Source organism: Mycolicibacterium iranicum (assembly GCF_014190915.1).
Lineage (GTDB): Bacteria > Actinomycetota > Actinomycetes > Mycobacteriales > Mycobacteriaceae > Mycobacterium > Mycobacterium iranicum_B.
In genome coordinates, this window is the sequence record NZ_JACHVU010000011.1 from 146,399 (window position 1) to 170,002 (window position 23,604).

Annotated in this window: 29 protein-coding genes; 14 read left to right on the top strand and 15 right to left on the bottom strand. The window is 68.4% G+C overall.

The genetic code is table 11. The features are described from left to right. Window positions 1-57 precede the first annotated feature (57 nt). On the top strand, window positions 58-1,425 hold the full coding sequence (locus FHR72_RS21070; protein WP_183471774.1) for a hypothetical protein: 1,368 nt from the start codon (window positions 58-60) through the stop codon (window positions 1,423-1,425). Between the two features lie 103 nt (window positions 1,426-1,528). On the opposite strand, the gene FHR72_RS21075 is transcribed toward FHR72_RS21070, so the two are convergent. After that, window positions 1,529-2,281, bottom strand: coding sequence for an alpha/beta hydrolase family protein (locus FHR72_RS21075; RefSeq protein ID WP_183471776.1), 753 nt, complete (start codon window positions 2,279-2,281; stop codon window positions 1,529-1,531). Between the two features lie 89 nt (window positions 2,282-2,370). Between FHR72_RS21075 and FHR72_RS21080 the strand changes: the two genes are divergently transcribed. After that, window positions 2,371-3,252, top strand: a complete 882-nt coding sequence (locus FHR72_RS21080) for a TIGR03854 family LLM class F420-dependent oxidoreductase (RefSeq protein ID WP_183471778.1) — start codon at window positions 2,371-2,373, stop codon at window positions 3,250-3,252. Here the strand turns inward: FHR72_RS21080 and FHR72_RS21085 are convergent. Continuing rightward, a complete protein-coding gene (locus FHR72_RS21085; RefSeq protein ID WP_183471780.1) occupies window positions 3,224-4,771 on the bottom strand; it encodes a class I adenylate-forming enzyme family protein in 1,548 nt (515 codons plus the stop codon). The two genes, FHR72_RS21080 and FHR72_RS21085, sit on opposite strands and share 29 nt — an antisense overlap. Window positions 4,772-4,837: 66 nt before the next feature. Between FHR72_RS21085 and FHR72_RS21090 the strand changes: the two genes are divergently transcribed. Together FHR72_RS21090 and FHR72_RS21095 are read left to right on the top strand one after the other, a co-directional pair. Beyond that, a complete protein-coding gene (locus tag FHR72_RS21090) occupies window positions 4,838-5,350 on the top strand; it encodes a DinB family protein (RefSeq protein WP_396888490.1) in 513 nt (170 codons plus the stop codon). Window positions 5,351-5,401: 51 nt separating this feature from the next. Next, window positions 5,402-5,800 carry a DUF4267 domain-containing protein gene (locus FHR72_RS21095; RefSeq protein WP_183471782.1) on the top strand — a complete coding sequence of 133 codons (399 nt, stop codon included), beginning with the start codon at window positions 5,402-5,404 and terminating at the stop codon, window positions 5,798-5,800. Between the two features lie 30 nt (window positions 5,801-5,830). Here the strand turns inward: FHR72_RS21095 and FHR72_RS21100 are convergent, their stop codons facing one another. Then, the gene (locus tag FHR72_RS21100) at window positions 5,831-6,379 is read right to left on the bottom strand and encodes a class I SAM-dependent methyltransferase (protein ID WP_183471784.1); all 549 of its coding nucleotides are present in this window, start codon (window positions 6,377-6,379) and stop codon (window positions 5,831-5,833) included. Window positions 6,380-6,418: 39 nt separating this feature from the next. Next, complete coding sequence (locus FHR72_RS21105) at window positions 6,419-6,763, bottom strand: DUF3253 domain-containing protein (RefSeq protein WP_311736218.1); 345 nt, start codon at window positions 6,761-6,763, stop codon at window positions 6,419-6,421. Between the two features lie 144 nt (window positions 6,764-6,907). On the opposite strand from FHR72_RS21105, the gene FHR72_RS21110 reads away from it, so the two are divergent. Further along, window positions 6,908-7,174 (top strand): hypothetical protein, encoded by a 267-nt coding sequence (locus tag FHR72_RS21110; RefSeq protein WP_183471788.1) that lies wholly within the window; start codon window positions 6,908-6,910, stop codon window positions 7,172-7,174. 180 nt (window positions 7,175-7,354) lie between these two features. Here FHR72_RS21110 and FHR72_RS21115 read toward each other — a convergent pair whose 3' ends face one another. Next, window positions 7,355-8,314, bottom strand: coding sequence for an alpha/beta hydrolase (locus tag FHR72_RS21115; RefSeq protein ID WP_183471790.1), 960 nt, complete (start codon window positions 8,312-8,314; stop codon window positions 7,355-7,357). A 185-nt stretch (window positions 8,315-8,499) separates the two neighbouring features. On the opposite strand from FHR72_RS21115, the gene FHR72_RS21120 reads away from it, so the two are divergent. After that, window positions 8,500-8,751: a hypothetical protein gene (locus FHR72_RS21120; protein ID WP_183471792.1), complete on the top strand. Its 252-nt coding sequence runs from the start codon at window positions 8,500-8,502 to the stop codon at window positions 8,749-8,751. A 6-nt stretch (window positions 8,752-8,757) separates the two neighbouring features. On the opposite strand, the gene FHR72_RS21125 is transcribed toward FHR72_RS21120, so the two are convergent. From FHR72_RS21125 to FHR72_RS21135, 3 genes are read right to left on the bottom strand one after another with little or no spacing between them, the layout of a single operon-like run. Then, window positions 8,758-9,558, bottom strand: coding sequence for a DUF6498-containing protein (locus FHR72_RS21125; RefSeq protein WP_183471794.1), 801 nt, complete (start codon window positions 9,556-9,558; stop codon window positions 8,758-8,760). A 9-nt stretch (window positions 9,559-9,567) separates the two neighbouring features. Next, a complete protein-coding gene (locus FHR72_RS21130; protein WP_183471796.1) occupies window positions 9,568-9,933 on the bottom strand; it encodes an Hsp15 family ribosome-associated heat shock protein in 366 nt (121 codons plus the stop codon). Window positions 9,934-9,959: 26 nt separating this feature from the next. Next, window positions 9,960-11,042 (bottom strand): alpha/beta hydrolase, encoded by a 1,083-nt coding sequence (locus FHR72_RS21135; RefSeq protein WP_183471798.1) that lies wholly within the window; start codon window positions 11,040-11,042, stop codon window positions 9,960-9,962. Between the two features lie 161 nt (window positions 11,043-11,203). Here FHR72_RS21135 and FHR72_RS21140 point away from each other — a divergent pair, with 161 nt between their 5' ends. From FHR72_RS21140 to FHR72_RS21150, 3 genes are all read left to right on the top strand, one after another. Continuing rightward, the gene (locus FHR72_RS21140) at window positions 11,204-11,497 is read left to right on the top strand and encodes a hypothetical protein (protein WP_183471800.1); all 294 of its coding nucleotides are present in this window, start codon (window positions 11,204-11,206) and stop codon (window positions 11,495-11,497) included. Window positions 11,498-11,754: 257 nt separating this feature from the next. Beyond that, the gene (locus tag FHR72_RS26790; protein WP_183471802.1) at window positions 11,755-13,137 is read left to right on the top strand and encodes a PGRS repeat-containing protein; all 1,383 of its coding nucleotides are present in this window, start codon (window positions 11,755-11,757) and stop codon (window positions 13,135-13,137) included. 155 nt (window positions 13,138-13,292) lie between these two features. Beyond that, window positions 13,293-13,733 (top strand): hypothetical protein, encoded by a 441-nt coding sequence (locus tag FHR72_RS21150; RefSeq protein WP_260156151.1) that lies wholly within the window; start codon window positions 13,293-13,295, stop codon window positions 13,731-13,733. A gap of 1 nt (window position 13,734) precedes the next feature. On the opposite strand, the gene FHR72_RS21155 is transcribed toward FHR72_RS21150, so the two are convergent. The 3 genes from FHR72_RS21155 to FHR72_RS21165 form a co-directional block, all read right to left on the bottom strand. Continuing rightward, the gene (locus FHR72_RS21155) at window positions 13,735-14,601 is read right to left on the bottom strand and encodes an EamA family transporter (protein ID WP_183471804.1); all 867 of its coding nucleotides are present in this window, start codon (window positions 14,599-14,601) and stop codon (window positions 13,735-13,737) included. 79 nt (window positions 14,602-14,680) lie between these two features. Next, entirely contained in the window at window positions 14,681-15,268 is a 588-nt protein-coding gene (locus tag FHR72_RS21160; protein ID WP_183471807.1) for an FKBP-type peptidyl-prolyl cis-trans isomerase, read from the bottom strand. A 60-nt stretch (window positions 15,269-15,328) separates the two neighbouring features. Next, window positions 15,329-15,886 (bottom strand): TetR/AcrR family transcriptional regulator, encoded by a 558-nt coding sequence (locus FHR72_RS21165; protein ID WP_221194186.1) that lies wholly within the window; start codon window positions 15,884-15,886, stop codon window positions 15,329-15,331. A gap of 224 nt (window positions 15,887-16,110) precedes the next feature. On the opposite strand from FHR72_RS21165, the gene FHR72_RS21170 reads away from it, so the two are divergent. From FHR72_RS21170 to FHR72_RS21180, 3 genes are all read left to right on the top strand, one after another. Next, complete coding sequence (locus tag FHR72_RS21170; RefSeq protein ID WP_183471811.1) at window positions 16,111-16,965, top strand: SDR family NAD(P)-dependent oxidoreductase; 855 nt, start codon at window positions 16,111-16,113, stop codon at window positions 16,963-16,965. Window positions 16,966-17,043: 78 nt separating this feature from the next. After that, window positions 17,044-17,511 carry an SRPBCC family protein gene (locus FHR72_RS21175; RefSeq protein WP_183471813.1) on the top strand — a complete coding sequence of 156 codons (468 nt, stop codon included), beginning with the start codon at window positions 17,044-17,046 and terminating at the stop codon, window positions 17,509-17,511. Between the two features lie 123 nt (window positions 17,512-17,634). Beyond that, window positions 17,635-18,753 carry a GGDEF domain-containing protein gene (locus tag FHR72_RS21180; RefSeq protein WP_183471815.1) on the top strand — a complete coding sequence of 373 codons (1,119 nt, stop codon included), beginning with the start codon at window positions 17,635-17,637 and terminating at the stop codon, window positions 18,751-18,753. Window positions 18,754-18,840: 87 nt separating this feature from the next. Here FHR72_RS21180 and thiD read toward each other — a convergent pair whose 3' ends face one another. The 4 genes from thiD to FHR72_RS21200 all read right to left on the bottom strand — a co-directional run bounded on the left by thiD (window position 18,841) and on the right by FHR72_RS21200 (window position 21,820). Then, entirely contained in the window at window positions 18,841-19,692 is an 852-nt protein-coding gene (gene thiD / locus FHR72_RS21185; protein ID WP_183471817.1) for a bifunctional hydroxymethylpyrimidine kinase/phosphomethylpyrimidine kinase, read from the bottom strand. Window positions 19,693-19,828: 136 nt separating this feature from the next. Next, window positions 19,829-19,975 (bottom strand): hypothetical protein, encoded by a 147-nt coding sequence (locus FHR72_RS21190; RefSeq protein ID WP_183471819.1) that lies wholly within the window; start codon window positions 19,973-19,975, stop codon window positions 19,829-19,831. 91 nt (window positions 19,976-20,066) lie between these two features. Beyond that, the gene (locus FHR72_RS21195; protein ID WP_183471821.1) at window positions 20,067-20,876 is read right to left on the bottom strand and encodes an LLM class F420-dependent oxidoreductase; all 810 of its coding nucleotides are present in this window, start codon (window positions 20,874-20,876) and stop codon (window positions 20,067-20,069) included. A gap of 56 nt (window positions 20,877-20,932) precedes the next feature. Then, the gene (locus FHR72_RS21200) at window positions 20,933-21,820 is read right to left on the bottom strand and encodes a lysophospholipid acyltransferase family protein (protein WP_183471823.1); all 888 of its coding nucleotides are present in this window, start codon (window positions 21,818-21,820) and stop codon (window positions 20,933-20,935) included. A 113-nt stretch (window positions 21,821-21,933) separates the two neighbouring features. Here FHR72_RS21200 and FHR72_RS21205 point away from each other — a divergent pair, with 113 nt between their 5' ends. Next, window positions 21,934-22,644, top strand: coding sequence for a TetR/AcrR family transcriptional regulator (locus tag FHR72_RS21205; RefSeq protein ID WP_311736219.1), 711 nt, complete (start codon window positions 21,934-21,936; stop codon window positions 22,642-22,644). Window positions 22,645-22,722: 78 nt separating this feature from the next. Beyond that, the gene (locus FHR72_RS21210; protein ID WP_183471825.1) at window positions 22,723-23,598 is read left to right on the top strand and encodes an NAD(P)H-binding protein; all 876 of its coding nucleotides are present in this window, start codon (window positions 22,723-22,725) and stop codon (window positions 23,596-23,598) included. Window positions 23,599-23,604: the final 6 nt, after the last annotated feature.

Below are 23,604 nucleotides of genomic sequence, written 5' to 3' on the forward strand. Positions count from 1 at the left end.
CTTTCCGGATATTTTTCCAGCGGTCGGGGCCACTACAGCAACATGGAGGGGCTCGTCATGCCCAAAGCAGCACGTACGTATGTGACCGCGGGGGTCGCCCTGATGGGCGCCGGTGTCATCTCCGCGACACCCATCACCAGCCCGCAGTTGTTGCAGCAGCGGGCGAGCATGGACGTGGCCCTCATGGCTGCGACCCAGGCGTGCGGTCCCGGTGACGGTGGGGCGCTCTGCGACAGCGCCGCCGCGCTCCCCGATACCACTGCGTTCACCCCGACCGCCGACAGCACGAACGTCTTCAACATTCCCGCAAACCTGTTCATTGCGTTGGCGAATGTGCCGTACAACGTGCTGCTGGCGATGGGGGAGGGCAACGTCCAGCTGGGCTCCGATCCCGAGGGTGACTTCAGCTTCCAGCCGACCTTCGAAGGTGTCACACTCACCCAGCCCGAGGGCAGTGTCGTCGGCCTCGGGCGCAACCTGCGCTACACCGGCAACTGGTGGCTCTACAGCCAGACCAACATCCTGGGCACCGATCCGGCAGATCCGTCGCGGTACCAGGCGATCACCAACATCCTGGTGCCGTTCCCCGCTCTCTCGGTGCCGCTGGGCAACATGTTCGCCGCCATCGCCGCATCACAGCTACCGATGGATGTCGGCTGCTCCGGCACCGGACCCGGGGCATGCGACAATGTGGCCGGAATCCTCAGCAAAATGTTCGATATTCGTCACATCGCTGCGCTGTTTTCGCCTGAGGGATACACATTTCCCGAGACCCGGGCGCCGATCACGTGCAGTGAGGACGGGCAGTGCTATGTCAAGGACGAGAAAGGGCCCGAGGTGCCTTGGTCGGGCGAAACGGTCAAGCTGGACCCCGCAGCACCGTTCACCAGCTTCTACAACAGTCTGACCAAGACCCCTGACGCGGACGACATCAAACCGGTGACACCGGAGTTCGCCGTCGGGAACATCTCCAGCCTCGTCAACGGCATCAACACGGCCTTCAACCCGTTCGTGCTCGGCACCCAGTGTGCGATCTGCGCGCCGTTCGTCCCCAACCCGGACAACCTGCCGATCCCGGGCCCGGTCTTCGAGGACCCCGACACCACCGCGGGCACCGCGGCGACCGCGGCGGTTCCCACGACGGCCGCCACGACGGCTGCCGAGGCACCGGCGCCCACCGCCGAACCCGCTGCCGAGCCCGTCGCCGAGCAGGACATCCTCCCCGAGGCGCCCAAGTCGACCGGCGGCAAGCACCGCAAGCCCACGGCGACCGGCGACGCGGTGAAGAACGTCCGGGATTCGCTCAACAACACCGTTTCGAAGATCACGAACGGGTTCAAGAAGGACTCGGCGTCGACGTCCACGAGCACGGATTCGGACGCCGGCTCAGGCAAGAATGCTTCCGGCGACGGAGGCGATTCCTAGACCCACCCGTACCGCCGAGCGGGCCCGCCGCGGATGCCGACGACTGCAAGTCGTCCCGCATCCTCGGCGGGCTGCTCCGGTGCGGCACGTCCCGAAGAATTCGTCAGAGGTACGGATCGGCCCACGCGCTGATGATGCGGGCTGCGCGCGCAGCCTGGTTCTTTCCGGTGAGCAGGTGATCGGCGCCCTCGAGAGAGACGAAACTGCGGGGATGCCGCGCCGCGCGGAAGATGTCGCTGGCGTTGCCGATCCCGACGGTGTTGTCGGTGGGCGAGTGCATGACAAGCAGCGCGCGGCGAAGGGTCTTGATGCGCTCGCGCAGATCCGTCGAACGCACATCCTCGATGAAGTGGCGCCGCAACGTCAGCGCCTTACCCCCGATCAGGAACGGCGCCTCGCCGTCGGATTCGATGCGCGTGACGAGGGCGTCGTAGTTGTGCTCCACGTGCGCCGGCTGGTACGGCGCGCCGATACTGGCCAGGGCGGCCACCGACGGGCAGCCGTGAGCGGCCGCGACCGCCGCCGCGCCGCCGAACGAGTGCCCGACCAGCAGCCGGACCTCGTGTCCGAGTCCGCCCATGAACTCCACCGCGCGAATCGTGTCCTGCACTTTGTGGGAGAACGAGCCGTCGCCCCAGTCTCCCTCGGAGTCACCGAGGCCCAGGTTGTCGAACCGCAGCATTCCGATGCCTTCGCTGGCGAGCTGCTTGCAGATACGGCTCGCCGCGGGGCTGTCCTTGCCGAGGGTGAAGCCATGGGCGAACACACCCCACCCACGGGTCTCGCCCTGGGGGAGGTCGATCAGCCCGGCCAGAGTCGGCCCGCTGCTACTGGGGAAGGTGACGCGTTCTGCCACGCGCTCATCCTGTCACCGTCTCGGGCACAAAGGCGGGAGGGTGTGCGTTGCCTACCTCGAGGCGACCGTCGCCGGCGGGGAGGATGCACATGAAGATCCGGTTCGGGGTGGGTCTGGGCCCCGAGGTGGCGCCGCAGCAGCTGCCTTCGCTCGTCGATCGGCTGGAGGAGTCCGGTGTCGACTCCCTGTGGCTGTCCGAGCTGGTGTATTCGTCGGCGGTCGAACCGTTCGTCGGTATGAGCTGGGCGCTGGCGCGAACCTCCCGGCTGAAGGTGGGCACGTCGGTCGCGGTGCTGCCCGGACGTCACCCGGTGCTCGTCGCCAAACAGCTGGCCTCGCTGGCGGCGCTGGCCCCCAAACGCGTACTCCCCGTGTTCGGGCTGCGTTCGGCGCTGCCTGCCGAGCGGGACGCCTTCGTGGTGCCCGACGGACAACGCGCGGCGGTCTTCGACGAGTCGCTGCGTCTGCTGCGGACGGCGCTCGACGAACGGGACGCGACCTTCGAAGGCGAGTTCTTCGCGGTACGGCACATGGATGTATTGCCGAAACCCGCTTCGCACCTTGATATCTGGCTGGGCGGAGCGAGCGCGGCGGGCTTTCGGCGCATCGGTCGGTACGGCGACGGCTGGCTGGGGAGTTTCGTGACCCCTGACGAAGCGGGTCGTGCCGTCCACGCGATCCGCGCGGCCGCCGACGCCGCCGGACGGGAAGTCCCCGACGACCACTACGGCATCAACCTGGCGGTCGGGGACGGCGTCCTTCCAGCGCCGGTCGTCGACGCCATCCGCAAGCGACGGCCCGATCTCGATCCCGCCGAATTGGTGGCACAGGACTGGGCGCAGCTGCACCGCCGGCTCGATGCCTACATCGACGCCGGGCTGACAAAGTTCGTGATCCGGCCGGCAGGGTCTGCCGATGTCGACCGTTTCCTGGATGCCTTCATCACCGAACTCCTGCCTCGGGAGAACTGACGAACCACTGCCGCAACGACTTTCGATCGAGCTTGCCACTGGGCAGCGTCGGGATCTGTGCGCTCGTCGCGGTCATCCACCGCGTCGGCACCTTGTAGCCCGACAACGCCTGCCGGGCCTGGCCGGCCACCGCCTCGACGTCGAGGCCGCCGCGCGCCGGCACGATCACCGCGCAAACCTCCTCGCCGCGCTCCGGGTGATCGACGCCGACGACGACGCACTGCGCGATGTCGTCGAATTCCTCGATCACCGCCTCGACTTCCAGCGGTGACACATTCGCTCCGGCAGTCTTGATGAGCTCGCTGGTGCGGCCCACGTAGAAAAGGCGCGGGTCACCGGACCGGCGGTAGACACGGTCGCCGGTGTGATACCACCCGTCGGCGTCGAAGGTCTCGCTGCGTTCGCGCTTGTTGTACCCGGCCATCACCCCGATCCCGCGGACGAGGAGCTCCCCGACCTCACCCTCGGCGACCGCGGCGCCGGATTCGTCGACGATCTTCATCTCGGTGTAGGCGAACCCGCCCGCGGTCTCGGACATGGTGCGGTGCACCGGGAATCCGTCGGGCACATTCGTCATGGCGATGTCGAGGGGGCCGTCGCGAAGCATCGGCGCCGACGTGAGATCGCGGTCGGCGAAGCTGGGGTGTTCGCGCATCCGTTGCGTGAAGGCCGGCCAGCCGACAACCCCTGTGGCGCGCTCGTTCTCGACGAGATCGAGCGCGGTGCCCGCGTCGAGCCGCGGCAACACCAACAGGGTGACGGTCTGGTGCACGGCGCCCATCACGGCGAGCACTCCGCCGATCCAGAAGAACGGCATCGCGCACAGGATCACCGGATCGGCCGACGAGCCGGTGACGGTCCGGATCGCCGCGGGCCACCCGGACGTCTGCCGCACGAGGGTCCCGTGCGTGTGCAGGACGCCCTTCGGATCGGCGGTCGATCCCGACGTGTGCACCATGATCGCGAGGTCGGCGGGGGACACCGCCGCTTCGGCGGCCGCCAGGACGTCCTGGGACACCGCGTCGGAGAGATCGACCGGCGTCGCCCACGGTGCCGGACTGTCACCGGTCAGGACGATCGCCCGAAGATAAGGAGCCGCAGGGATTTCGAGTCGAGGGGCGGTATGACGTGCCAACCCGGGGAGGGCAGCCTCGAAGCGCTCGGCCACGTCGATGCTCAGGACATGCGATGGGGCGACGAGCAGGGCGAGGTCGGCCAGCCGGACCACCTTGGCGATCTCGGGTGCCTGGTACATCGTGCTCAGCGGCACGGCGATCGCACCGATGCGCGTCACGGCCAGCCACCAGGTCACCCATTCCACCCCGTTGGGGAAGAACAGGCCCACGCGACTTCCTTTCCCCGCACCGCGTGCGAGCAGCCAACGAGCCTGGGCGGCCGAGCGGCGTTCGGCGTCGGCGTAGGTGAGCCGGTCCGTGGGCGTCACCACATAGTCGCGGTCTCCGAACGCGCCGACGGCGCTCGAGAACAGGGCGGGGACGGTCAGGGGAAGGTTCTCCACCCGGCGATCTTCGCGGATGGGCGGCCTGTCGTGTCGGATTCCGATGGCAGGATGACGCCGGTGACCATGAATGCGCGTTCGATACCGCCGATGAACGGCGACGAACGCACCACGCTGGAGGCCTGGCTGGACTTCCAGCGGCAGACGCTCGCGGGGAAGTGCGAAGGCCTCGACGAGGTCCAGCTGCGGACGGCCTCGGTACCGCCCTCGCCGCTGACATTGCAGGGGCTCGTCCAGCATGCGGCGGAGGTGGAGCGCAACTGGTTCCGCCGCGTCCTGGCTGCCGAATCCGCGCCGCCGATCTTCGGCCCGTCCACGGACACCTCTTCCGACGCCCATGACGGCGGGTTCGACGTCGACAGTGGCGTGCGTTTCGACGACGCGCTGGCCATCTGGCACCGCGAGGTCGGCGCCGCCCGGGCCCACTGCGCGCGGTACTCGCTCGACGACGTCCGCCCGTTCAGGGGCACCGACGTGTCCCTGCGCTGGATCTATCTGCACATGGTCGGTGAGTATGCGCGCCACAACGGACACGCCGATCTTCTCCGAGAGCGCATCGACGGCGCCACCGGCGTCTGATCTTGCGCCGGATCGCTACGGCGGGTGGGGGTATCGGCGTAGGGTCCGCGCATGGCCGTGGACCGCGCAGCCGTCGTCGTCGGCGGGATCCGACTGGCGTCGGGCGTTCAGTTTCTCGTCGATCCTCTTCGCGCCAACAGACTGTGGGGCGATCCGGACGAACCGCCACCCACCGCGCGACTGCTGCTGCGGTCGATGGGCTATCGGGACGCCCTGATCGGCGGAATGCTGCTCGCCGCCGGCGTGCAGGGACGCGACACCCGCGGCTGGTTCCTCGCCTCCGGCGGGGCTGATGCGTCCGACCTGCTGGGCGGGTGGAGCGTGCATGACCAGATGCGGAGATCCCAGAGGCTCATCGGCCTGGGCGGGGCCGTGGTCGGTATCGGCGTTGGCCTGTGGGGGACGACCAGAAGACCCCGGAAACCGAGGCACCCCCGCACATCTGCATAGAGCCTGTAGTGACTGCGCGGGAAGCCGGCGTCACCCCTTTCGTGCCAGCACCCACGCCCGCCCGTCGGCCTCGTCGGCCGCGATCGGCTGGAGACCCCGGAACGCCCGGAGAAGTTCACCCGGTCCGGCCCGGAACGGCCCGGGGGAGGCGCCCACCTCGCTCAGCGCACTGGCGGCGAGCAGACCCCCGGCCGCGAGGCGCTCCACGAGTGCGTTGTCGAGCCGAGGATCACGGAACATGTTGCACAGCAACACATCTACCGGCATTCCCGGCGGCAGCCCGGCGTCGAGATCCCTGACCTCGAAATGACAGCGCTCGGTCTGTGCGTGATCCTGGGCCAGATGGGTGGCGCGCGCGATGGCCACCGGCGACACGTCGCACGCCCACACCTGCAGTCCGCGCTGCGCCAGCCACACAGCCGCTTCCCCGGTACCGCAGGCGATCTCGACCGCCCGTCCGACGGTGGGGAACAGGTCGGCGAACGGCCGGAAGAGCGGGGGTAAGGCAATGTCGGTGCCCGCCGCGGGTGGACGCTCGGCGTAGCGCCGATCCCAGCGCACCCGGTCTCCGTCGGCCATCAGGTGCGCCTCGGGCGCGCGTGCCGGGCACGCCGCATCTCACTGACGACCACGGGTGCGGATCCGGATCGGTCCTCGCCATTGCCCCTGCGGGTCAACCGTTTTCCCGTGCTGGGTGATCTCGACGTCGCCCTCGGCAGCGAGCTCGCGGGCGACCTCGCGGGCATCGTCCATCAGATCGCGCCACTCGGCCCCGCCGATGGCGCGCGCGGCGTCAGAAGGGCAGGTGCTGCTTGCCGGCCCGCGATGATCGGCGAGGGCGCTGATGGCGGCACGGAGTCGCTCGCGCAGAGGGCTGTCACCGAGGGCGGTGCGGGCCGCGGTCGCTCCGGGGCCCTCGGCGTCGGCGATGCGGACCAATTCGGTGTGCGGGGTCGAGGCCACGCCCCCCAGTGTGCAATAGGCCCCAGTGTGCGATAGGCCCGTGTGTGCAATAGGCCACAGTGGTTTATCGCCGTGCGGATCCGGATAATTCTTAGCCGTACTCATCAGCTGCGGGTTCTGTCACCCGGGATTGGAGTTCTCACGATGAAGTTGAGCCAGGTCCTTGCCAGCGCCGCCGTGTTCGGTGGCCTCGCCGCAGGTGCGATGGGCGTCGCGTCCACCGCGGCCGCCCAGCCGGGCTGGACACCGCCGCCCGTTCCGCCCGCGGGCCCGAATGTCGGTCAGGCACCGGCTGGGGCCCCGCCGAAGCCGGTCGACCCGATCTGGGCCAACGGCCAGCCCCAGGTGTGGGATGAGGGTTGGCAGCACTGGGGTGTCTGGCTGAACGGCGTGTTCGTGCCGACCTACTGACACAGTTGATACAGGCCACCGCGGACCATGGTCCGCGGTGGCCTTGTCATATCCGCACGAAGTCATATCCGCACGAAGTCATATCCGCACGGAGTCATATCCGCACGGAGCCTTTCCACACCGAAGGCGGGGCCGCTTCGCACCCGGCACTCCGGGTGGTGACGGCCCCGCTTCGCGGTGTCAGGCTCCCAGCACGCGCTGGATGTCGGGCTTCATGGCCGCGAGCTGGGATCCCCAGTAGCCCCAGCCATGGGTGCCGTTCGACGGGAAGTTGAAGACACCGTTTCCTCCACCGGCCGCCTGGTACTGCCGCTGGAAGTTCCTGTTGCTGTCGAGGGTGATGGCCTCCAGCAGCTGTCCGGGAACATCACCGCCGCCACCCAGCTCACCGGGTCGGCCGGTTCCGCAGTACACCCAGATGCGGGTGCCGTTGGCCACCAGTCGTCCGACGTTCACGGTCGGGTCGTTGCGCTGCCACGCCGGGCCGCCGCCGAGGCCCCACATCGCCGTCGAGCTGAAGCCGCCGGCGTCGCGCATCGCGATGCTGACCAGCAGCGGCCAGACTCCCTCAGAGAGGTTGAGGTAGCCCGACAGTGAGGCCGCATAGCTGAACTGGCCCGGGTGATAGGCGGCCATGATGAGCGCCGCGCTCCCCGACATGGACAGGCCGACCACGGCGTTACCGGTAGGGGAGATGCCCTTGTTGGCGGCCAGGAATGCGGGGAGTTCCGAGGTCAGGAACGTCTCCCACTGGTAGTTGTAGGTGGTGCCGTTGCCCACTGCGGGTCCCTGCCAGTTGGTGTAGAAGCTCGACATGCCACCGACCGGCATGACCACCGAGAGCCCGGATTCGAAGAAGTTCTCGAACGCCGCCGTCTCGATGTCCCAGCCGCTGTTGTCGTCGCGGGCACGCAACCCGTCCAGCAGGTACACCGCGCGGGGCCCGCCCCCTTGGAACTTGACCGGGATATCGCGTCCCATCGCCGCCGAGGGCACCATCAGCGTCTCGACCGGCAACCCGGGGCGCGAGTAGGCGCCCGCTGTGGCCGATCCGCCCGCCACCGCGATGAGACCCGAGATCAACAGCGCCACCACGGCCCCCACCGAAAGCCGGCGCCCCACTCTTCGCGTCAGATTCATTCGAAAGCCCGTCCTTGATCGAGCGCGTCCGCCGACGCGCATACCTGGATGCGTGCGGACCGACACCCCCGCAGTCGTTGTGCCGCATGGTGTACTTCGTCATGTGACGATTCGTCGTTACCGACGGGAGTCTCCGGCCCGGAGGCGCCGGGTGTGAAGCGGGGCAGACCGGGCATATCCGAGCCATGACGATTTCAGCCGACGACGTCCGCAAGCTCCTCGACGCCGACGATCAGTCCGCCCTGGTGCTCATCGAGGGCCGGGCCGAGGTGATCACCGCGGAACAGAAATCCAGCGACGACTACCGGGGCGCGTTCGAGGTGATCTCCCGGGACGAACTCCTGCAGCGGACGGGCGGGGAAACGCAGCTCGCCGACACCGACCTGTCAGCTCAGGCCGCAGCCTTGGACACCGCGGTGTCCGAGCTCGGCGGCTGACCGGCGTCACCCCCGGGGGGCCGGCCCCGCGGTCGACCGTCGTGCGACCCACGGCTGTTCATTGCGTTCCCGGCGGGCCTGCTCGTCGGCGCGGTCCTTGACCCAGAAATCCTCGAACCGCTCGCCGGGGTGCACGTTGGGGACTTTGTTCATGAGTCGACTGAGCCACTGCGGCGGCCTGGCCGGCTCCCATTGCAATAGCACGAAACTCAGCGACGCCAGACTCTTCAGGACGACGAAAAAGCCGAACAACGCCTCGGTGGCCCCCGTGATCGCGACACCGAACATGCCGAAGATCAATGTCAGGTGCACCACGATGACACGGCTGAACCCACGTTGAGCGGTCTGCTCGATCTGCCAGAACGACCAGTGCCGCAGCGTGGCGAGGTCGACGAGGAAATCGACCAGCAAGAGTCCCAGCACGGCGAGGGCCCCGTTCTGCACACTGCGCCAGCTGATCTCAGCGAGCTCTGCCTGCCCGTTGCGGCCGAGGAGGAAGACGATAACGGCCAGGAACACCCCGTGTGCAGCTGTGAAGGTCAGGCTGACCATCAAGAACCCGGACATGAACGACGAACTCGACGGGCTGCGCTTGTTCGCGTTCGATGCCTCGTAGCGGAAATGCCCGCGCCGCGGCGACCAGCGGCGGTGGAAGAAGATCCGCCCGGCGATGAACAACGAGCCCGCCAAGGTCTCGAACCAGTACACGACGAGTGTCGTGGCTCCCGACCAGCCCGCTGCGAACCAGCCGAATGCCGGCACGGCGATGACGGCGAGCACCGCCAGCACGTGAGCTATCCGGGTCATCGGCGGGGTTCAGCCCTGACCCGCGCGCCACTTGTCGAGCATTCGCCTGTCCCGCTTCGTCGGCCGGCCGGCCCCGCGGTCGCGCACCGCGACGGGAACGGAGGCGCTGGGCGGCGGTGGCGGGGTCCGGTCGAGATAACACGTCACGGCGTCGGCCGCGCCGACGCGCTTCTGGATGACCCTCGCCACGTGGACGACCCTGGTCGTCTCGCCGACGCGTGCGCGCACCTCGTCACCGGGTGCGACCATGGTCGACGGCTTGGCCTGCCGCCCGTTGACTTTGACCTGCCCACCCCGGCACGCTGCGGCGGCGTCGGGGCGGGTCTTGCTCAGGCGGACCGCCCACAGCCACCGGTCGACTCGCGTGGACTCCATCGCACCATCATGACGGGGCGACGGTCTCATGCGCGCAGGTGCTCATCGAGAAAAGTGAGCAGCGTGTCGAACGTCGGGGCGGGGTCGACGCCGGTGGTCACCACCCCGCCTCGGGTGTGTGTGACGATCCGGCCGGGGGAGTAGTTGGGGGCGTAGAGGTATGCGTCGGTGTGGCCGACCCCGGGCAGCAGGGCCAGCGTCGCCGTCGCGCCGGCCCGCACACAGGCCTGGAAGAGCAGCTCGGACTGATTGGCCGGCACGAGCGGATCGGTGGTGCCGTGGGTGATGAACAGCGGGGGACTGTCGACCCTGACATAGCTTGCCGGATTGGCCTTTTCGACGGCGGCGCGGTTGGTCTGAATCGGGAACCCCATCAACTGCGATTCCGGTGATCCCGGCTCGTCGTGCACTTGACCGTCCGGAAGCCGGTGAGCGTCCATTGCCAGGAAGTCGGTCGGACCGAACAGGTCGATGGCGGCCTGCACGGCACTGGATTGGTCCCGATTACCCAGATCGCCTTCGAGATCGGCGATTCCGGAGGTCGTCGCCGCCATGGTGGCGACCCATCCGCCGCTGCTGTTTCCCATGGTGGCGAAGCGGCCCGGGTCGAGACCGTACTCCCCGGCGTGGGCCCGCAGGAACCTGATCGCGGCTTTGATGTCGTGGACCTGTCCCGGGAAAGTGACCTGGCTGCTGCTGCGGACATTCACGCCGGCGACGGCATAACCGCGCGGCACCCACTGGGCAGCCAGCCGGGGGGCATCGATCATGCCCCCGGCCGTCGGACGGTCGTCGGGCTCGACCCCGTCCCCGTCGCCGAGCGCCTTGCCTTTGGTGTCGTCGTTTCTGAACGCCGAACCCATGATGAAGAGGACCAGGGGAACCGGGCCTGCCGCAGCGAGGGGTACATAGAGGTCGAGCAGGTGGCCCCGTCCGGCGGCGGCCGCGTACTCGAGGTTCGTGTGCACCAGGTAGTGCTCGGCGATGTGCGGTTCGCGCTGCGGCGGACGGGCCCCGAGCTGAGGTGCGGCGCAGGCGACGCCGGCCAGCCCCGCCACGACGGCAAGCCCGCTCTTGAGGAATGCGCGTCGGCGCGGCCCGGCCGTCATCGCGATCCCTCCTCTGCGTCAGTGGTCTGAGCCGCCATAATTCTGAGCCGCCCTGGTTCTGAGCGGCCATGGTATTGGCACGTTGTACAGGGCAGGGGAGTAGGCCATCCGGTTTTCTCCGACCGCCATTCCGAGCGGGCCACGCCGGTTAGGATCTCGGCGTGTTCCGAATCGACGGCATCGACGGCGAGAGCATCGTGGTGGACGGCAACTGGGTGGAGAAGCTTCGCACCGGCACCTCGCGCGGACGCAACCCCGCCGACCAGTACTCGGGCACCAAGGTCGAGGAATTCAGCCGGCGCAAGAAACTGTTCGGTGGCGAGAAGGAGCACCTGCTGCAGGTCATCGTCAGCCTCGGGACGTTCTTCTCGCTGAAGGTCCCGGCCGAACGACGCCACGAGGTCGACGCGCTCATCGCCGAGCTGGAACGGGCGCGCGACCGCGCGTCCTCGTAGGGTTCGGCGGCGCCACGCCCGCCGGTGACACGGCCGGGCAGCCGATCGAAAAGTTGGGATCGGTAGCCCCGCCGGGGTTGTGCACTCACAGACGTCGCGAGGGCGGCCGGCGAGGCGAAAATGCGGTAAACACCCGCCGGCACAGGTCGTCCACGCACACTCGGCGGTGGGCGCTGCTCATCGCATGGCGGCCCGGGTGCAGCACGCCCTCGACAGGTCGCGCTCCGTCAGTCCACGGCCAGAAGATAGGGAATCACGTGTCCAAGAACCGTCAGATCAACCGACCCTCGCGCACCGCGAACCGCCAGGCGATCACCCCTCGCCACCTTCTCGCCGCCGCTGCCGGCGGTGCGGCCATGGTGGGTGCGGGCGTACTGCTGGCGCTGACTCCGACGTCGGCGCCCGCGCCCGTCCAACTCGACATCGCGCTCACATCAAGCGAATCCGCGCTCCTACCGCAGGGCCCCGCGCTCAGCGACCCGTGGTGGCTCGTCGGCAACGCGGCGGACGTCAACGGCGGCGGCAATCACCTCACCGCGGCACAGACCACCAAGGTCGCGGCCATCTGCGGACTGATCTGCAACGGCGTCGACGGCACCGAGGAGAACCCCAACGGTCAGCACGGCGGGCTGCTGTTCGGAAACGGCGGCAACGGCTGGGATGCCAACGCGATCGGTGTCGCGGGCGGTAACGGCGGCAAGGGCGGCGTGTTCTCCGGCAACGGCGGCAACGGCGGGAACGGCGGGGCCGGAGCGGCGGGGGGCACGGGCGGCAGCGGTGCCTGGGTGTTCGGCAACGGCGGCGCGGGCGGTGACGGCGGCGACGGAGCAGGGACCGACGGTGGAGCCGGCGGCGCAGGCGGCCACGCGGGCCTTTACGGGAACGGCGGCGCCGGCGGCAACGGCGGGAGCAGCGTCAAGTCCGGGGACGCGACCGGCGGCGACGGCGGCAAGGGCGGAAACGGCGGCATCGTCGGCGACGGCGGCAAAGGCGGCGACGGCGGTTTGGGCCACGGGAAGAACCTGACGTGGGGCGGCCGCGGGGGCGACGGCGGCGTGGCTCTGGGTACCGGCAACGGCGGCGACGGCGGAAACGGCGGCAATGCCGGCGACGGTGTCAACGACACCGGCGGCGTGACCATCGCCGGGGCCGGCGGCAAGGGCGGGAACTCCCTGGGCAACGGCAATGGCGGCAACGGTGGTGACAGCGGCGATGCGGTCGGCGCCAACACCACCGCAGGCAACAGCGGCGGCGACGGCGGCCACGGAGGCGCGTTCGGGGGCAACGGCGGTCACGGCGGCGCAGGCGGCGACGCCACCACCGACTCGATCGCACCCGCATCAGCGGGGTACGGCGGTCACGGCGGCCACGCCGGTGCCGGCGGTCTCGGCGGCGACGGGGGCGACGGCGGCGACGGAACATCCACGGACGGTGAGGGAATCGGCGGCCAGGGCGGCGACGGGGGCGACGGCGGATCGACCGGCACGGGCGGCGACGGCGGCGACGGCGGCGACGGCACGTCGACGACCGGCACCGGATCCGGCGGCAACGGCGGCAACGGGGGCCACGGCGGTGACGGTGGCGGCGCCGGGGGCAAGGGCGGAGAAGGGTCGACGAGCGACGGGCAGGACGGCAACTGAACAAGGGACGGTCGAGGGCTCGCGCGTCCCCTGTGGACGCCGGGCCCTCGCCCGCTCGCTCACCGACTTGTTGGGATCGGTAGGCACGCCCTGCTGGTGCACTAGGACATGCAGGGCGGCGCAGATCGCGCAGCCCGCGGAAACGAGGATCTGCAATGAAGAAGTCGATGCGTTTCACCGCAGCGCTGGCTGTCGCCACGGGCCTCGGCCTGTCCGGTGCGGCGGCGCCGGCGGCCCTGGCCCAGGGACCGAGCTACCAGGGCGGCAACTGCCCGGCCGGGATGACATGCACCCACTGGTGCCCGGGCGACCCGGCACCGCCTGGCGGACAGGTGCTTTCGTGGGACTGGAACGTCTGCCACGACTGGTACTGGGATTCCTACGGCATCACCGACGTCACGACCAACACGCTCTTCCCGTGGTCGGGGACTCCGCGTCCCGCGGTCGCGCCGCCACCCCTGGCTCCCGCACCGCCACCGCCCCCTCCGGCGGCGCCGATGCCGTTCTGCAGCCCGCGGGGATCGTTGATCATCATCCCGCCGATCTGCGATGAGATCGGTGTGGACATGCCGCCCGGCTCGGTGCGGCGCGGCTGAGTCAGCCGACCTCCAACGGCACAGCCATCTCCCGGCCACCCGCGCGGGAGGCCCCGATACCGGCGGCGACGACGGCGGCGATGCCGAGAAGCCCTGCGAGACCTGGGTTCTGATCGAGGAGGAGGAAGCCGATGAGCACCGCGAAGGCAGGCTCAAGACTCATCAAGATGCCGAACGTCGCCGTCGTCAACCTGCGCAGCGCGAGGAGTTCGAGCACGTAGGGGATGACCGGCAGCAGCAGCGCCATCCCGACGCCGATCAGGAGCAGTTCGGGCGTGATGAGGGAGAACGCCTTGTTGTCTACGAAGAACGTGGCCACCAGGCCGGCGACCGGCATGGAGATGGCAAGCCCGTTGACCCCGGAGACCTCGTCGCCGACGCGTTGGGTGAGCAGGATGTACACGGCCCAGCAGATCCCCGCCGTCACCGCGAGCAGCACGCCCTTGGCGTCGATGCCGCCGCCGAACGGCTGGCTGAGCAGCACGACACCGACCGCGGCGAGGGCCGGCCACAGGAAGCGGTGGCGCCCACGCCCGTGGATGATGGCCAGGGCCAGCGGCCCCAGGAACTCCAGCGCTGTCGCGGTTCCCAGCGCGAGCCGGTCCAGCGAGGCCATGAAGAACAGCGTGATGGCGGCGCTGACGGCCCCGAGGACCAGACACATCCCGAAGGAGCGCCACGTGAACGCCGACGGCCGCGGGCGCACCACCACCAGAAGGATGATGCCCGCCAGAGAAAGTCGAAGCCACGCCGTGCCGTCCGACCCGATCTCATCGATCAGGCCGACGGCGACCGCCATCCCCAGCTGAAGAGAGATCTGGGCAGCGATCGCCATCAGGACGCCGGTGCGCGCTTCGTGTGCTGTCACCGTTGCATTCAAAATGAACGGAGGTCGCCGCGTCTTCCCTTGCGGCGAAGTCGCCGGCGACCGGCGGTCAGGATGAGGCTCAGCCGGATGCGCCGAGGATCTTGATCGCGAAGATCAACGAATCCCCGGGCAGGATCCCCGCTCCCGGCTGACCCTGCGGATACCCGTCCGCCGAGGTCATGGCGACGGCGACGGTGGATCCGACGGTCTGCCCGGCGATGGCCTTCTGGAACCCGGGCACCACGCCGTCGAGCGGGAAGTCCACCGGGGCGCCGCGTTCGTAGCTGCTGTCGAACACGGACCCGTCACGGCCGTTCACACCCATGTAGCAGACGGACACGGTGGCCGTGGGGGACACCACCGGGCCCTCGCCGGCCTGCAGCGTGTGCACCTGCGTCTCGGTCACGCTGAACGGTGCGGTGACGTCGATCATCGGCGCGGTGGTGTCGGTGGAACCGCTCACCGCCACACTCCCGGTGGCACCGGGCTGCGTCCACTCTGCGGTGGCACCGGCTTCGGGCAGCGCGGTCGGGCAACCCAGGCTGGGGGCGGGCGTCTGCGCGACCGAGGACGGGACCGAGGTCGACCCGCAGGCCGTGGCCGCGATGGCGAAGGCCGCAGCTCCGGCGGCGAATGCGACAGAGGACGGGCGGCGGAGGGTTCTCATCGGCGCCACGCTACCGCGTGCGCCGCTGAGGTCAGGAACAGGTAGACGGGTCGGGCGCGCTCACCGCCGCGGGTCCCGACGCGGCCCGCGGAGCCCCAGGGTGCGTCGCCCTGCGGCGATCAACTCGCTGCGTAGTGCCTCCTCGTCGGCGTCGTCGTAGTCGACGCCGGCAGCCGCCGCGATCCCCGACATCACCAGTGCGGCCTTCACCTGTCCGCCCAGCCCCGGCTCGACGCCGGCGCACAACGCGAGCTGACGATCGACGAGGGCACCCCAGTGCGGGCGCGCGCGCAGCATCTCACCGACGACCGGATCGCCCGTCAGAAGAGGGAACACCTGCCGGTGGCGCACCGCGAGCGCCGCATAGCCGACGAGCAGGCGCTCAGCGCGTGCCTGCGCACTGCGGGGGAGCGATGCGGCGTCGACGAGCGACGCCACCTCGGAGATGATCGGTTCGAGTACTGCGCTCAAGAGTTCTTCGCGTGTCCGAAAGTGGTGATAGATGGCGGATTTCGTCAAGCCAAGCTCATCGGAGATTATCTGCAGCGATGTTCCCGCGACACCGCGGTGAGTGAACAGTTCGACGGCGACGTCGATGAGTCGCCGGCGCGTGGGCAGGTCGGACCCGCTGCCGTCCACATCCCCGCCTCTCCGGTCGACCGCGTGGCGGCGACCAACTCCGACTGACCAATCGTACAGTTCCGTGCTGTACGATCGGTCAGTAGTTAGCACAGCGAACTATCACCGGATACGCGTTCAGGCTCCCGGGCGTCGGCGGCAACGACGTCGCCCCCAATCCTCCTGCTGCGCAACACTTTTGATGAGCACACGAAGGGATCGCCATGCCGACCGACTTCGATCGCCCAGGGCGCACGGCTCTCGACCTGTCCGACAAGGTCGTGGTGGTCGTGGGCGGGGGACAACAGCCGGGCCCGGGTATGGGCAACGGCCGGGCCATCTGCATCATGGCGGCACGTCACGGTGCACAGGTGGTCGCCGCCGACCGCAACATCGCGGCGGCCGACGAGACGGTCGCGATGATCGCCGCCGAAGGCGGCCGGGGCTACGCCATCGAAGCGGATGTCACCGAGGTGGAGGATTGCCGGCGCATCTTCGATGAGACCGTCGCGAGGAGCGGACGCGTCGACGGCATGGTGTACAGCGTCGCGACGAACCCACCGTTCGACAGGGAGACCAACACCATGACGGTGAAGGACTTCGACTACGGCATCAATGTGAACATGCTCGGCTGCTACCACTGCAATCTGTTCGCTGCGCAGTGCATGGAGCGCAACGGCGGCGACACGACCGGCAGCATCGTGAACCTGTCGTCGATCGCGAGCCTGAAGAACGAGGTCGGCCTGAACATCGGCATCATGCCGTACGCCCTGGGAAAGTGCGGCCTGAACTACATCACCGAGCTGACGGCCGTGCAGTTCGCCGAGGCCGGCGTGCGGGCCAACACCCTCATGCTCGGACCCATCGATTCGGTCATCGGCAATCACGACTCTCAAGAGCTGTTCGGGTTCGAACCCGTCGAGGTGGAACAGGCATATGCCGACGTCGTCAGGCTGAAGATGGGCCGGGGGACCGTATGGGAATCGGCGTATGCGGCCGTGTATCTGCTCGCCGATGAATCCCGGTTCATGACCGGCCAACAGATCCGCCTCGACGGCGGCGCGGCACTGGTGCGTTGAACCGGTTCGCCTTCACCCACGCTTCCGGTGGGCCCGCTCGACGTTTCCGGTGGGGCGAGTTTGGGCACCGTGAGGGGTATGAGCGACAACAACAAGGTCACTGTCGAACGAACCATCGCAGCGCCCGTCGACGCGGTCTTCGACGTCCTCACCAACCCCCAGCGTCACGTCGCGCTCGACGGGTCCGGGTTCGTCCGCGGCGTGGACCACGCTGATCGCATCCAGAAGGTCGGCGACGTGTTCACCATGAACATGCAGGGCGATCACATGGGCGGCGAGTACAAGACGGACAACCACGTGTCCGGGTACGTCAAGGACAAGCTGGTGGCCTGGAAGACCGCGCCCGCCGGCACCGAGCCCCCCGGCTGGGAGTGGATGTGGGAGCTCGAAGCGCAGGGACCGCACGAAACCCTGGTGCGCCACACTTACGACTGGTCCAAGGTCACCGACAAGAAGTTGCTGGAGAAGGTCAAGTTCCCTCTGGTCACCGAGGATCAGCTCTCCGACACCCTCGCGCGACTTGCCGAGGAGAGCGAACCCACCTAGGGAATCGCCTGTCCGCCCGGCTCCGGTCGTGCGGGGACCAGGAGTATCGATACCGACTTTTTCCTGAGCGCAGCCGATGAGGCGTGGTCCAATGGCATTGCCGGTGAATAGGCAGGGTTGAGGTTGGACAGGGGGACCCTCGTGCGGCGTGGTGGTCTGGTTGCCGCTCTGGCGAGGTGGTGGCGCGACCCGGGTCGGTACGACTGGCTGGTGCAACTCGTCGAGGCGAACGGTTACGGGCGTATCACACGTCTGGGTGTCGCACTGGCATGCCTGGCGATCGGGGCGTGGCCCCTGCTGATGGTGTTCAGCCCCGACTACGTGTCAGGGACGGTCAGCAGGGTGATCACCGTTGGGTCCGGGGTGCTCGCGCTGGTCTTCGGCGTGTGGTGGCTCATCCGCTGGCCCACCCACCAGCAGTCGAAATTCATTGTCCTCACGCTCAATACCAGCATCGCCCTCAACTGTGCCGCCTACACCGTCGAGGGCAAGTACGCGGCCGGCAGTCTGGCATTTGCGCTGACAGCGGGCTACGTGGCCTGCGTCCACACCTTGCCCCAGCTGATCGCCATACTGACGCTGGCCTCCTCCATCATCCTGTACGGGACGGTCACCGTCGGGATGGCCGCCGACCCCGCGGGCGGTCTGGCCGACGGCCTGCTGCGTTTGGCGTCGGTCACCGTCCTTCCCATGACCATCCGCACGCTGGTGGACCTACTGGGTGAGGCTGCCGTCGTGTCCGACATCGACCCGTTGACGGGACTGGCCAATCGGCGGGGCCTGGTCCGCGCGGTTCGTCAACTCGTCGGGGCGGCGCCCGGCGAGGACGTGACCCGTGTGTGCGCCACCATGATCGACATCGATGATTTCAAGACGATCAACGACACCCGCGGCCATGCCGCCGGCGATCAGGTGCTGGTCGATCTCGCCGAGATGCTGAGCGAGGTGAGCTCCGAACGGTCGGTGATCGCGCGGATCGGCGGGGAGGAGTTCGCGATCGTCGATCTCTGCGACACCGATGGTGCGGTGCACGTCGCCGAACGTCTTCGTGCGGCGCTCGACGCCGCGCACGCGGAGTTCACCGCCAGTTTCGGCGTCGCCACTGTCGCTCTGCCGTCTCGCGTCGCGATCGACACCATCGGCCTCACCGAACGTCTCCTCGACGTCGCCGACCACGCGATGTACCTGGCGAAACGTGCCGGGGGAGACCGCATCGAAGTCGCCGACTCCCGGCAGAGGTGATCGTCTGCATTCCGCGGTGGAGCTTTGCCGCACCGCGGTCAACCGACTCCACACCGGGACGGCGGCAGCGGCATCGCGCCGCGAACGCTAGAGATCAGGCTCATTGTGCAGTCCAGCGATTCCGTTGACCGTCCCCAGGCCGTGGCCGATCGGATAGGCAGTGCGGATGCACTCGGTCACCCACAGCTTGCCGAACGCGACCGCGTCGGGTACCGAGAGTTGGTGCGCCAGTGCAGCAGTGATCGCCGCTGCCAGCGTGTCGCCGGCGCCGTGGTCGTTGCGGGTGTCCACCCGAGGGGCGGCGAACTGGTGGAACTCCGAGCCGTCGAAGAGAAGGTCAGAACTGACGCGTGAAGTTCGCAGATGTCCGCCCTTGACCAGGGCCCACCGTGGCCCGAGCGCGTGCAGTGCGCGGGCCGCATCGCGCTGGGTCGCGTCGTCCACGACGTCGATGCCGACCAGCAGTCGCACTTCGTCGAGGTTCGGCGTCACCAACGTGGCCATCGGGAACAGATCGTCGCGGAGGGCGGCGAGTGCGCTGACGTGCAGCAGGGGTTCGCCGTTGTTCGATGCACATACCGGATCGACGATCAGCGGGACCACGCCGTCGAGCTTCTCGCCCCGCCAGGTCGTCACGATCGCCTCGATGATGTCCTTGGAGGCCAACATTCCGGTCTTCGCCGCCTCGATCCCGATGTCGGACGCGACCGCGCTGATCTGCCCGGCGACGATGTCGATCGGGACCTCGTAGAACGCCCTGACGCCCAACGAGTTCTGAACGGTGACCGCGGTGACCGCGGCGGACCCGTGCACACCGAGCATCGCGAAAGCACGCATATCGGCTTGCAGGCCGGCACTGCCGCCGGAATCGGAACCGGCGATGGTCATGACCCGGCGCGGGGTGTCCCCGGGTGCGGCCAGCGGCAGGACGCGCGTCATGTCGGCACTGTAACGGCTGCGGTCACACGGGGATCGGAGCCCGACGGTTGGGACGGGTGCGCCCCGATCGCCGGCATGCGATCGGGGCGCCCGAATCTCCGCCGCCCGCTCGGCTTCGCGGCGTTCGCGCCTTGAGTCAGCCGGCCCCGTTGCCGTCACCGGGATGGGGGACGTTGTTCTCGTCGACATAGGCGCGATCGGTATCGGTACCGCCGTCCTCGCGCGGGCCCTCGTTGGATCCTTGCGATTCGATCGCTTCCGCACCGTCGCTGGGCATCGTCATGGGGCACTCTCTTCCGGTCGCAGATGTTTCTCTGAGCCGCCTGAATGCCCCGTCTACTCGGTGCTGAACCACGTCGGCGACGACGGAGTCGTCATCCGTTGTCCCGCCACGTGAGCACCTGCTTCAGGGATGTGAGGTCGTAGCCGTTCTCGGCGGTCAGCTCGGTCTGGAACAAGGTGACGCCCGCCTCCCGGAACGCATCGGCGCTCTCGGCGTTCTGCCACAGCGTGGAGCGTTCGATGTCGGCGCCGTTGCGACCGAACGACGCCGCCAGTTCGTCGACCCGGTCGCTCGACTTACGGAACGAGTCGAGTTCCTGGAACGCGTGCCAGATGTCGGCGTGGCGGGCGATGGCGGGCAGCGAGCGCTTGGGGCCCGTGCCGCCGATGAGGATCGGCAGCTTACGCACGGGCGGCGGAATCAGTGCAGCGAGCCGGTTCTCGATGCGGAGCAGGCTCTCGTCGAACAGATCGAAGCGGGAGCCGAAGGTCCCGAATTCGTAACCGTAAGTGGTGTAGTCCTTCTCGTACCACCCGGCGCCGAGACCGAGGATGAGCCGACCGCCGCTGATGTGGTCCACGGTGCGCGCCATGTCGGCGAGCAGGTCCGGGTTGCGGTAGCCGACCCCGGTGACGAGGAGGCCGATCTCGGCGTGGGACGTGATCTCACCCCAGGACGCCAGGGCGGTCCAGCCCTCGAAGTTGGACACGTCGGGCTGCTCGTCGGTCAGCACGGGCTTGCCGTCGACGATGGCCTCCATGGCCGGGCGGTGGAAGTGGTCGTAGCCGAAGATCACGTCGACGCCGAGGTCGTCGGCGGCCAGGACGGCCTCGCGCCAGGTGCGGTAGTCCGGGGTTCCGCCGGGCTGAATCTGTACGGCAACGCGAACGGGACGGGTCATGATGCTCCTGAGTCGGGGAACGGGCGACTCTTGAGCCAAGCGCACGGGGTCCGCGTTTATTCCGGCGCGACGGCGCGGCCCCAGGCGAGGGGGTTCAGATGCCGGAACGGGTCCGTCTCCCGTACCTGCTGCAGATCGTCCAGCGTGCGCGACAGTGCCGTGTGCGCGCGTTGCTTGACCGTGGCGATCCACGGGTCGTCGGCGACGTGCCGCGGCCTGGCGGTGTCGACGGGCGGCGCGAACCGCAGATACATCCGCTGGGGGCGGGGCAGCAAGGTCGGGCCGATCCCGCGCACCAGCGGAATGCCCACTCCCGGAACGCCGTGTACGCGTTCGCCTATGGTGCGAGTTCGCCGTTCCCACGCTCCGCCACGCGCGACGCAGCTCTGGTACACGTCGTCGCCACCCACCAATCCCACGGGGACGATCGGGTACTCATGCGCGACGGCCAGACGCGCGAAACCACTGCGGCGTTCCCACTGCAACGTGTACTCCTCGTTGAGGAACTTGAGCATGTCCCGACCGCCGCCAGGGAAGACCAGCACTGTCTCGCCTTGTCTCATCAGCTCCGCACACGTGTCCGGATGACCCGGCACGGCGCCGGCTGCCTCGAGGATGTCGCGGGCGAGGCCGCGCGTCTCGGTGATCTGCTTGTTGGCCAGACCGCGGACCCGTACACCGATCTCCCGGTGCACGAAGTAGGGGATCAACACGATCTCCGCCGAACCCGACACCGTGTGATTGCCGACAAGAAGGAAGCGACCGTCGCGGGGCAGGTTCTCGAGACCGTCGACGTAGATCTTCCCGGCGTCGACGACGGGGGCAAGTCTGTCCGCCATCGCAAAGATGCCCCGGCGAAGCGCCCCGACCCGTGCGGGCTCGTTGACGAGGCGGTCCACATCGACAGTGTGGGGAGCGGGGCGAGTCGCCGGCTGTGTATCCATGTCTGCCCATTTCGATCCGGTGAGGCGAGACCCCCACTATAGCGCCATACTGACCAACTGACGATTCTGGTCAGTCGGTACCGACACGGCTCGTGCACCGATACCCTCGGCAGGTGACCACTGCGATCGACGGGCTGCCGGAGGCCAGTTCTGCGACGGCGGCGCGAATCCTCGCGGCGGCTAATGACCTTCTGATCGGCCACGGGGTGAAAGGCTTCACCGTCGCCGACGTTGCCACCCGGGCCCACACGGGCAAGGGCACCGTCTACCTCTACTGGCCGACCAAGGAGGACCTGCTCATCGGCCTGATAGGCCGCGGATTCCTTAGCATCCTCGACGACCTCATCGAAGCATTCACCGACCATGCGGACCTTGCACGCCCTTCGCGCTTCTGCTCGGCAATGCTGCGCGCCGCGCTGGGGCAGCCTCTGATCGCCGCAATGCAGCGCCACGATGGTGACCTCCTGGGCATCCTGGCCGACCACCCCCGCTCCGTGGCACTCGACGAGGCGCTCGGCCCCGCCGCTGTTCTGCATGCGGCGCTTCCGCTGTGGCGTGCCAACGGGATGGCGCGCACAGACTGGGATATTGCCGATCAGACGTTCGCACTGCAGGCGCTCGTCACCGGCGTCACGGTGTCGCTGGTCCAGGATTCCAGCGCCGCAGACCATCACCTGACGGTGCTCGATGCCGCAACCACGGCGTTGCTCGGCCCCGAGCGAGCCAACCAGAAGCGTTTGCGCGCCACCGCCTCGGGCATCATCGAGTTCCTGCGAGAGGGCAGAACGGCTGCTTTAGGCCTCCTCGCGATGCCGACGCAGTGATCATGTTGAGCCACAGCAGCTTCCGTGATGCTCGCGGTCCCGTCCGCGTGTGGGAGTCTGCATGCTAAGGGAGCGGCGATGCTGCTGATTACCGGCCCGACGGGGAATGTCGGCTACGAGCTGTGCGAGACGCTGCAACGGCATCACCGGCCGAAGTGGCGGGTGGGCAGCCGTCACCCGGAGCGGCTGACGGTGTGGCCGCGCGCCGAGGTCGTGCACCTCGACTTTTTCGACCCTGCGACGTGGGGTGGCGCGCTGAACGGTGTCACCGAACTCTTCCTCTTGTTCCCCCTACCCGGGAACCGGGCAGCACGGCAGGCGATCATCCCGTTCCTTCGCGCCGCCGAACGCAAGGGCTGCCGGGCGGTGGTGTACGTGTCGGTGTTCGGCGCGGACCGTGCGCGCTACATTCCGCACCACGCCGTCGAAGACGCTCTGGGCAGATCCGGTATGTCTGCCACGGTGTTGCGGTGCAGCTTTTTCATGCAGAATCTGCATCGCGCCATCTCCACCCACGGCGTCGATATCGCCGAACGCGGGGAGCTGTTCGTTCCCGCCGGCCGAGGTGCGACGACGTTCCTCGACGCCCGCGACGCCGCCGAAGTGGCCGCCGCCGTGCTGAGGGATCCGGGCAGTATCCGCGACCGGGTGTACCACCTCACCGGCCCGGAGCCACTCACGATGGCGCAGGTGGCGGCTGCATTGTCCGACGCACTCGGTCGTCCCATTCGGTACACCAACCCCGGGTTGGTGCGTTTCGCCGCTCGCCTGCGCTCCCGCGACGTGGGTTGGGACAGCATCGTTTTCATGGCGGCGGTCTACACCCTGACCAGGCTGGGCCGGAATCAACCCGTGACCGATGACGTCGAACGGCTTCTCGGGCGCCCCCCACGGGCACTGCCTGAGTTTCTTGCAGATTCGGCATGGCGCTGGCGGCAACACGCGTGGACGTGACCACTC

What these genes read in the sequence shown, in the direction of transcription:
- thiD (WP_183471817.1), bottom strand. Translation starts at nt 19,692, where the DNA reads ATGACGCGCGTCCTGCCGCTGGCCGCACCCGGGGACACCCCGCGCCGG.
- FHR72_RS21110 (WP_183471788.1), top strand. Translation starts at nt 6,908, where the DNA reads ATGAAGTTGAGCCAGGTCCTTGCCAGCGCCGCCGTGTTCGGTGGCCTC.
- FHR72_RS21195 (WP_183471821.1), bottom strand. Translation starts at nt 20,876, where the DNA reads ATGACCCGTCCCGTTCGCGTTGCCGTACAGATTCAGCCCGGCGGAACC.
- FHR72_RS21130 (WP_183471796.1), bottom strand. Translation starts at nt 9,933, where the DNA reads ATGGAGTCCACGCGAGTCGACCGGTGGCTGTGGGCGGTCCGCCTGAGC.
- FHR72_RS21170 (WP_183471811.1), top strand. Translation starts at nt 16,111, where the DNA reads ATGCCGACCGACTTCGATCGCCCAGGGCGCACGGCTCTCGACCTGTCC.
- FHR72_RS21150 (WP_260156151.1), top strand. Translation starts at nt 13,293, where the DNA reads ATGAAGAAGTCGATGCGTTTCACCGCAGCGCTGGCTGTCGCCACGGGC.
- FHR72_RS21210 (WP_183471825.1), top strand. Translation starts at nt 22,723, where the DNA reads ATGCTGCTGATTACCGGCCCGACGGGGAATGTCGGCTACGAGCTGTGC.
- FHR72_RS21125 (WP_183471794.1), bottom strand. Translation starts at nt 9,558, where the DNA reads ATGACCCGGATAGCTCACGTGCTGGCGGTGCTCGCCGTCATCGCCGTG.
- FHR72_RS21120 (WP_183471792.1), top strand. Translation starts at nt 8,500, where the DNA reads ATGACGATTTCAGCCGACGACGTCCGCAAGCTCCTCGACGCCGACGAT.
- FHR72_RS21135 (WP_183471798.1), bottom strand. Translation starts at nt 11,042, where the DNA reads ATGACGGCCGGGCCGCGCCGACGCGCATTCCTCAAGAGCGGGCTTGCC.
- FHR72_RS21070 (WP_183471774.1), top strand. Translation starts at nt 58, where the DNA reads ATGCCCAAAGCAGCACGTACGTATGTGACCGCGGGGGTCGCCCTGATG.
- FHR72_RS21115 (WP_183471790.1), bottom strand. Translation starts at nt 8,314, where the DNA reads ATGAATCTGACGCGAAGAGTGGGGCGCCGGCTTTCGGTGGGGGCCGTG.
- FHR72_RS21200 (WP_183471823.1), bottom strand. Translation starts at nt 21,820, where the DNA reads ATGGATACACAGCCGGCGACTCGCCCCGCTCCCCACACTGTCGATGTG.
- FHR72_RS21080 (WP_183471778.1), top strand. Translation starts at nt 2,371, where the DNA reads ATGAAGATCCGGTTCGGGGTGGGTCTGGGCCCCGAGGTGGCGCCGCAG.
- FHR72_RS21095 (WP_183471782.1), top strand. Translation starts at nt 5,402, where the DNA reads ATGGCCGTGGACCGCGCAGCCGTCGTCGTCGGCGGGATCCGACTGGCG.
- FHR72_RS21175 (WP_183471813.1), top strand. Translation starts at nt 17,044, where the DNA reads ATGAGCGACAACAACAAGGTCACTGTCGAACGAACCATCGCAGCGCCC.
- FHR72_RS21090 (WP_396888490.1), top strand. Translation starts at nt 4,838, where the DNA reads ATGAATGCGCGTTCGATACCGCCGATGAACGGCGACGAACGCACCACG.
- FHR72_RS21100 (WP_183471784.1), bottom strand. Translation starts at nt 6,379, where the DNA reads ATGGCCGACGGAGACCGGGTGCGCTGGGATCGGCGCTACGCCGAGCGT.
- FHR72_RS21190 (WP_183471819.1), bottom strand. Translation starts at nt 19,975, where the DNA reads ATGACGATGCCCAGCGACGGTGCGGAAGCGATCGAATCGCAAGGATCC.
- FHR72_RS21160 (WP_183471807.1), bottom strand. Translation starts at nt 15,268, where the DNA reads ATGAGAACCCTCCGCCGCCCGTCCTCTGTCGCATTCGCCGCCGGAGCT.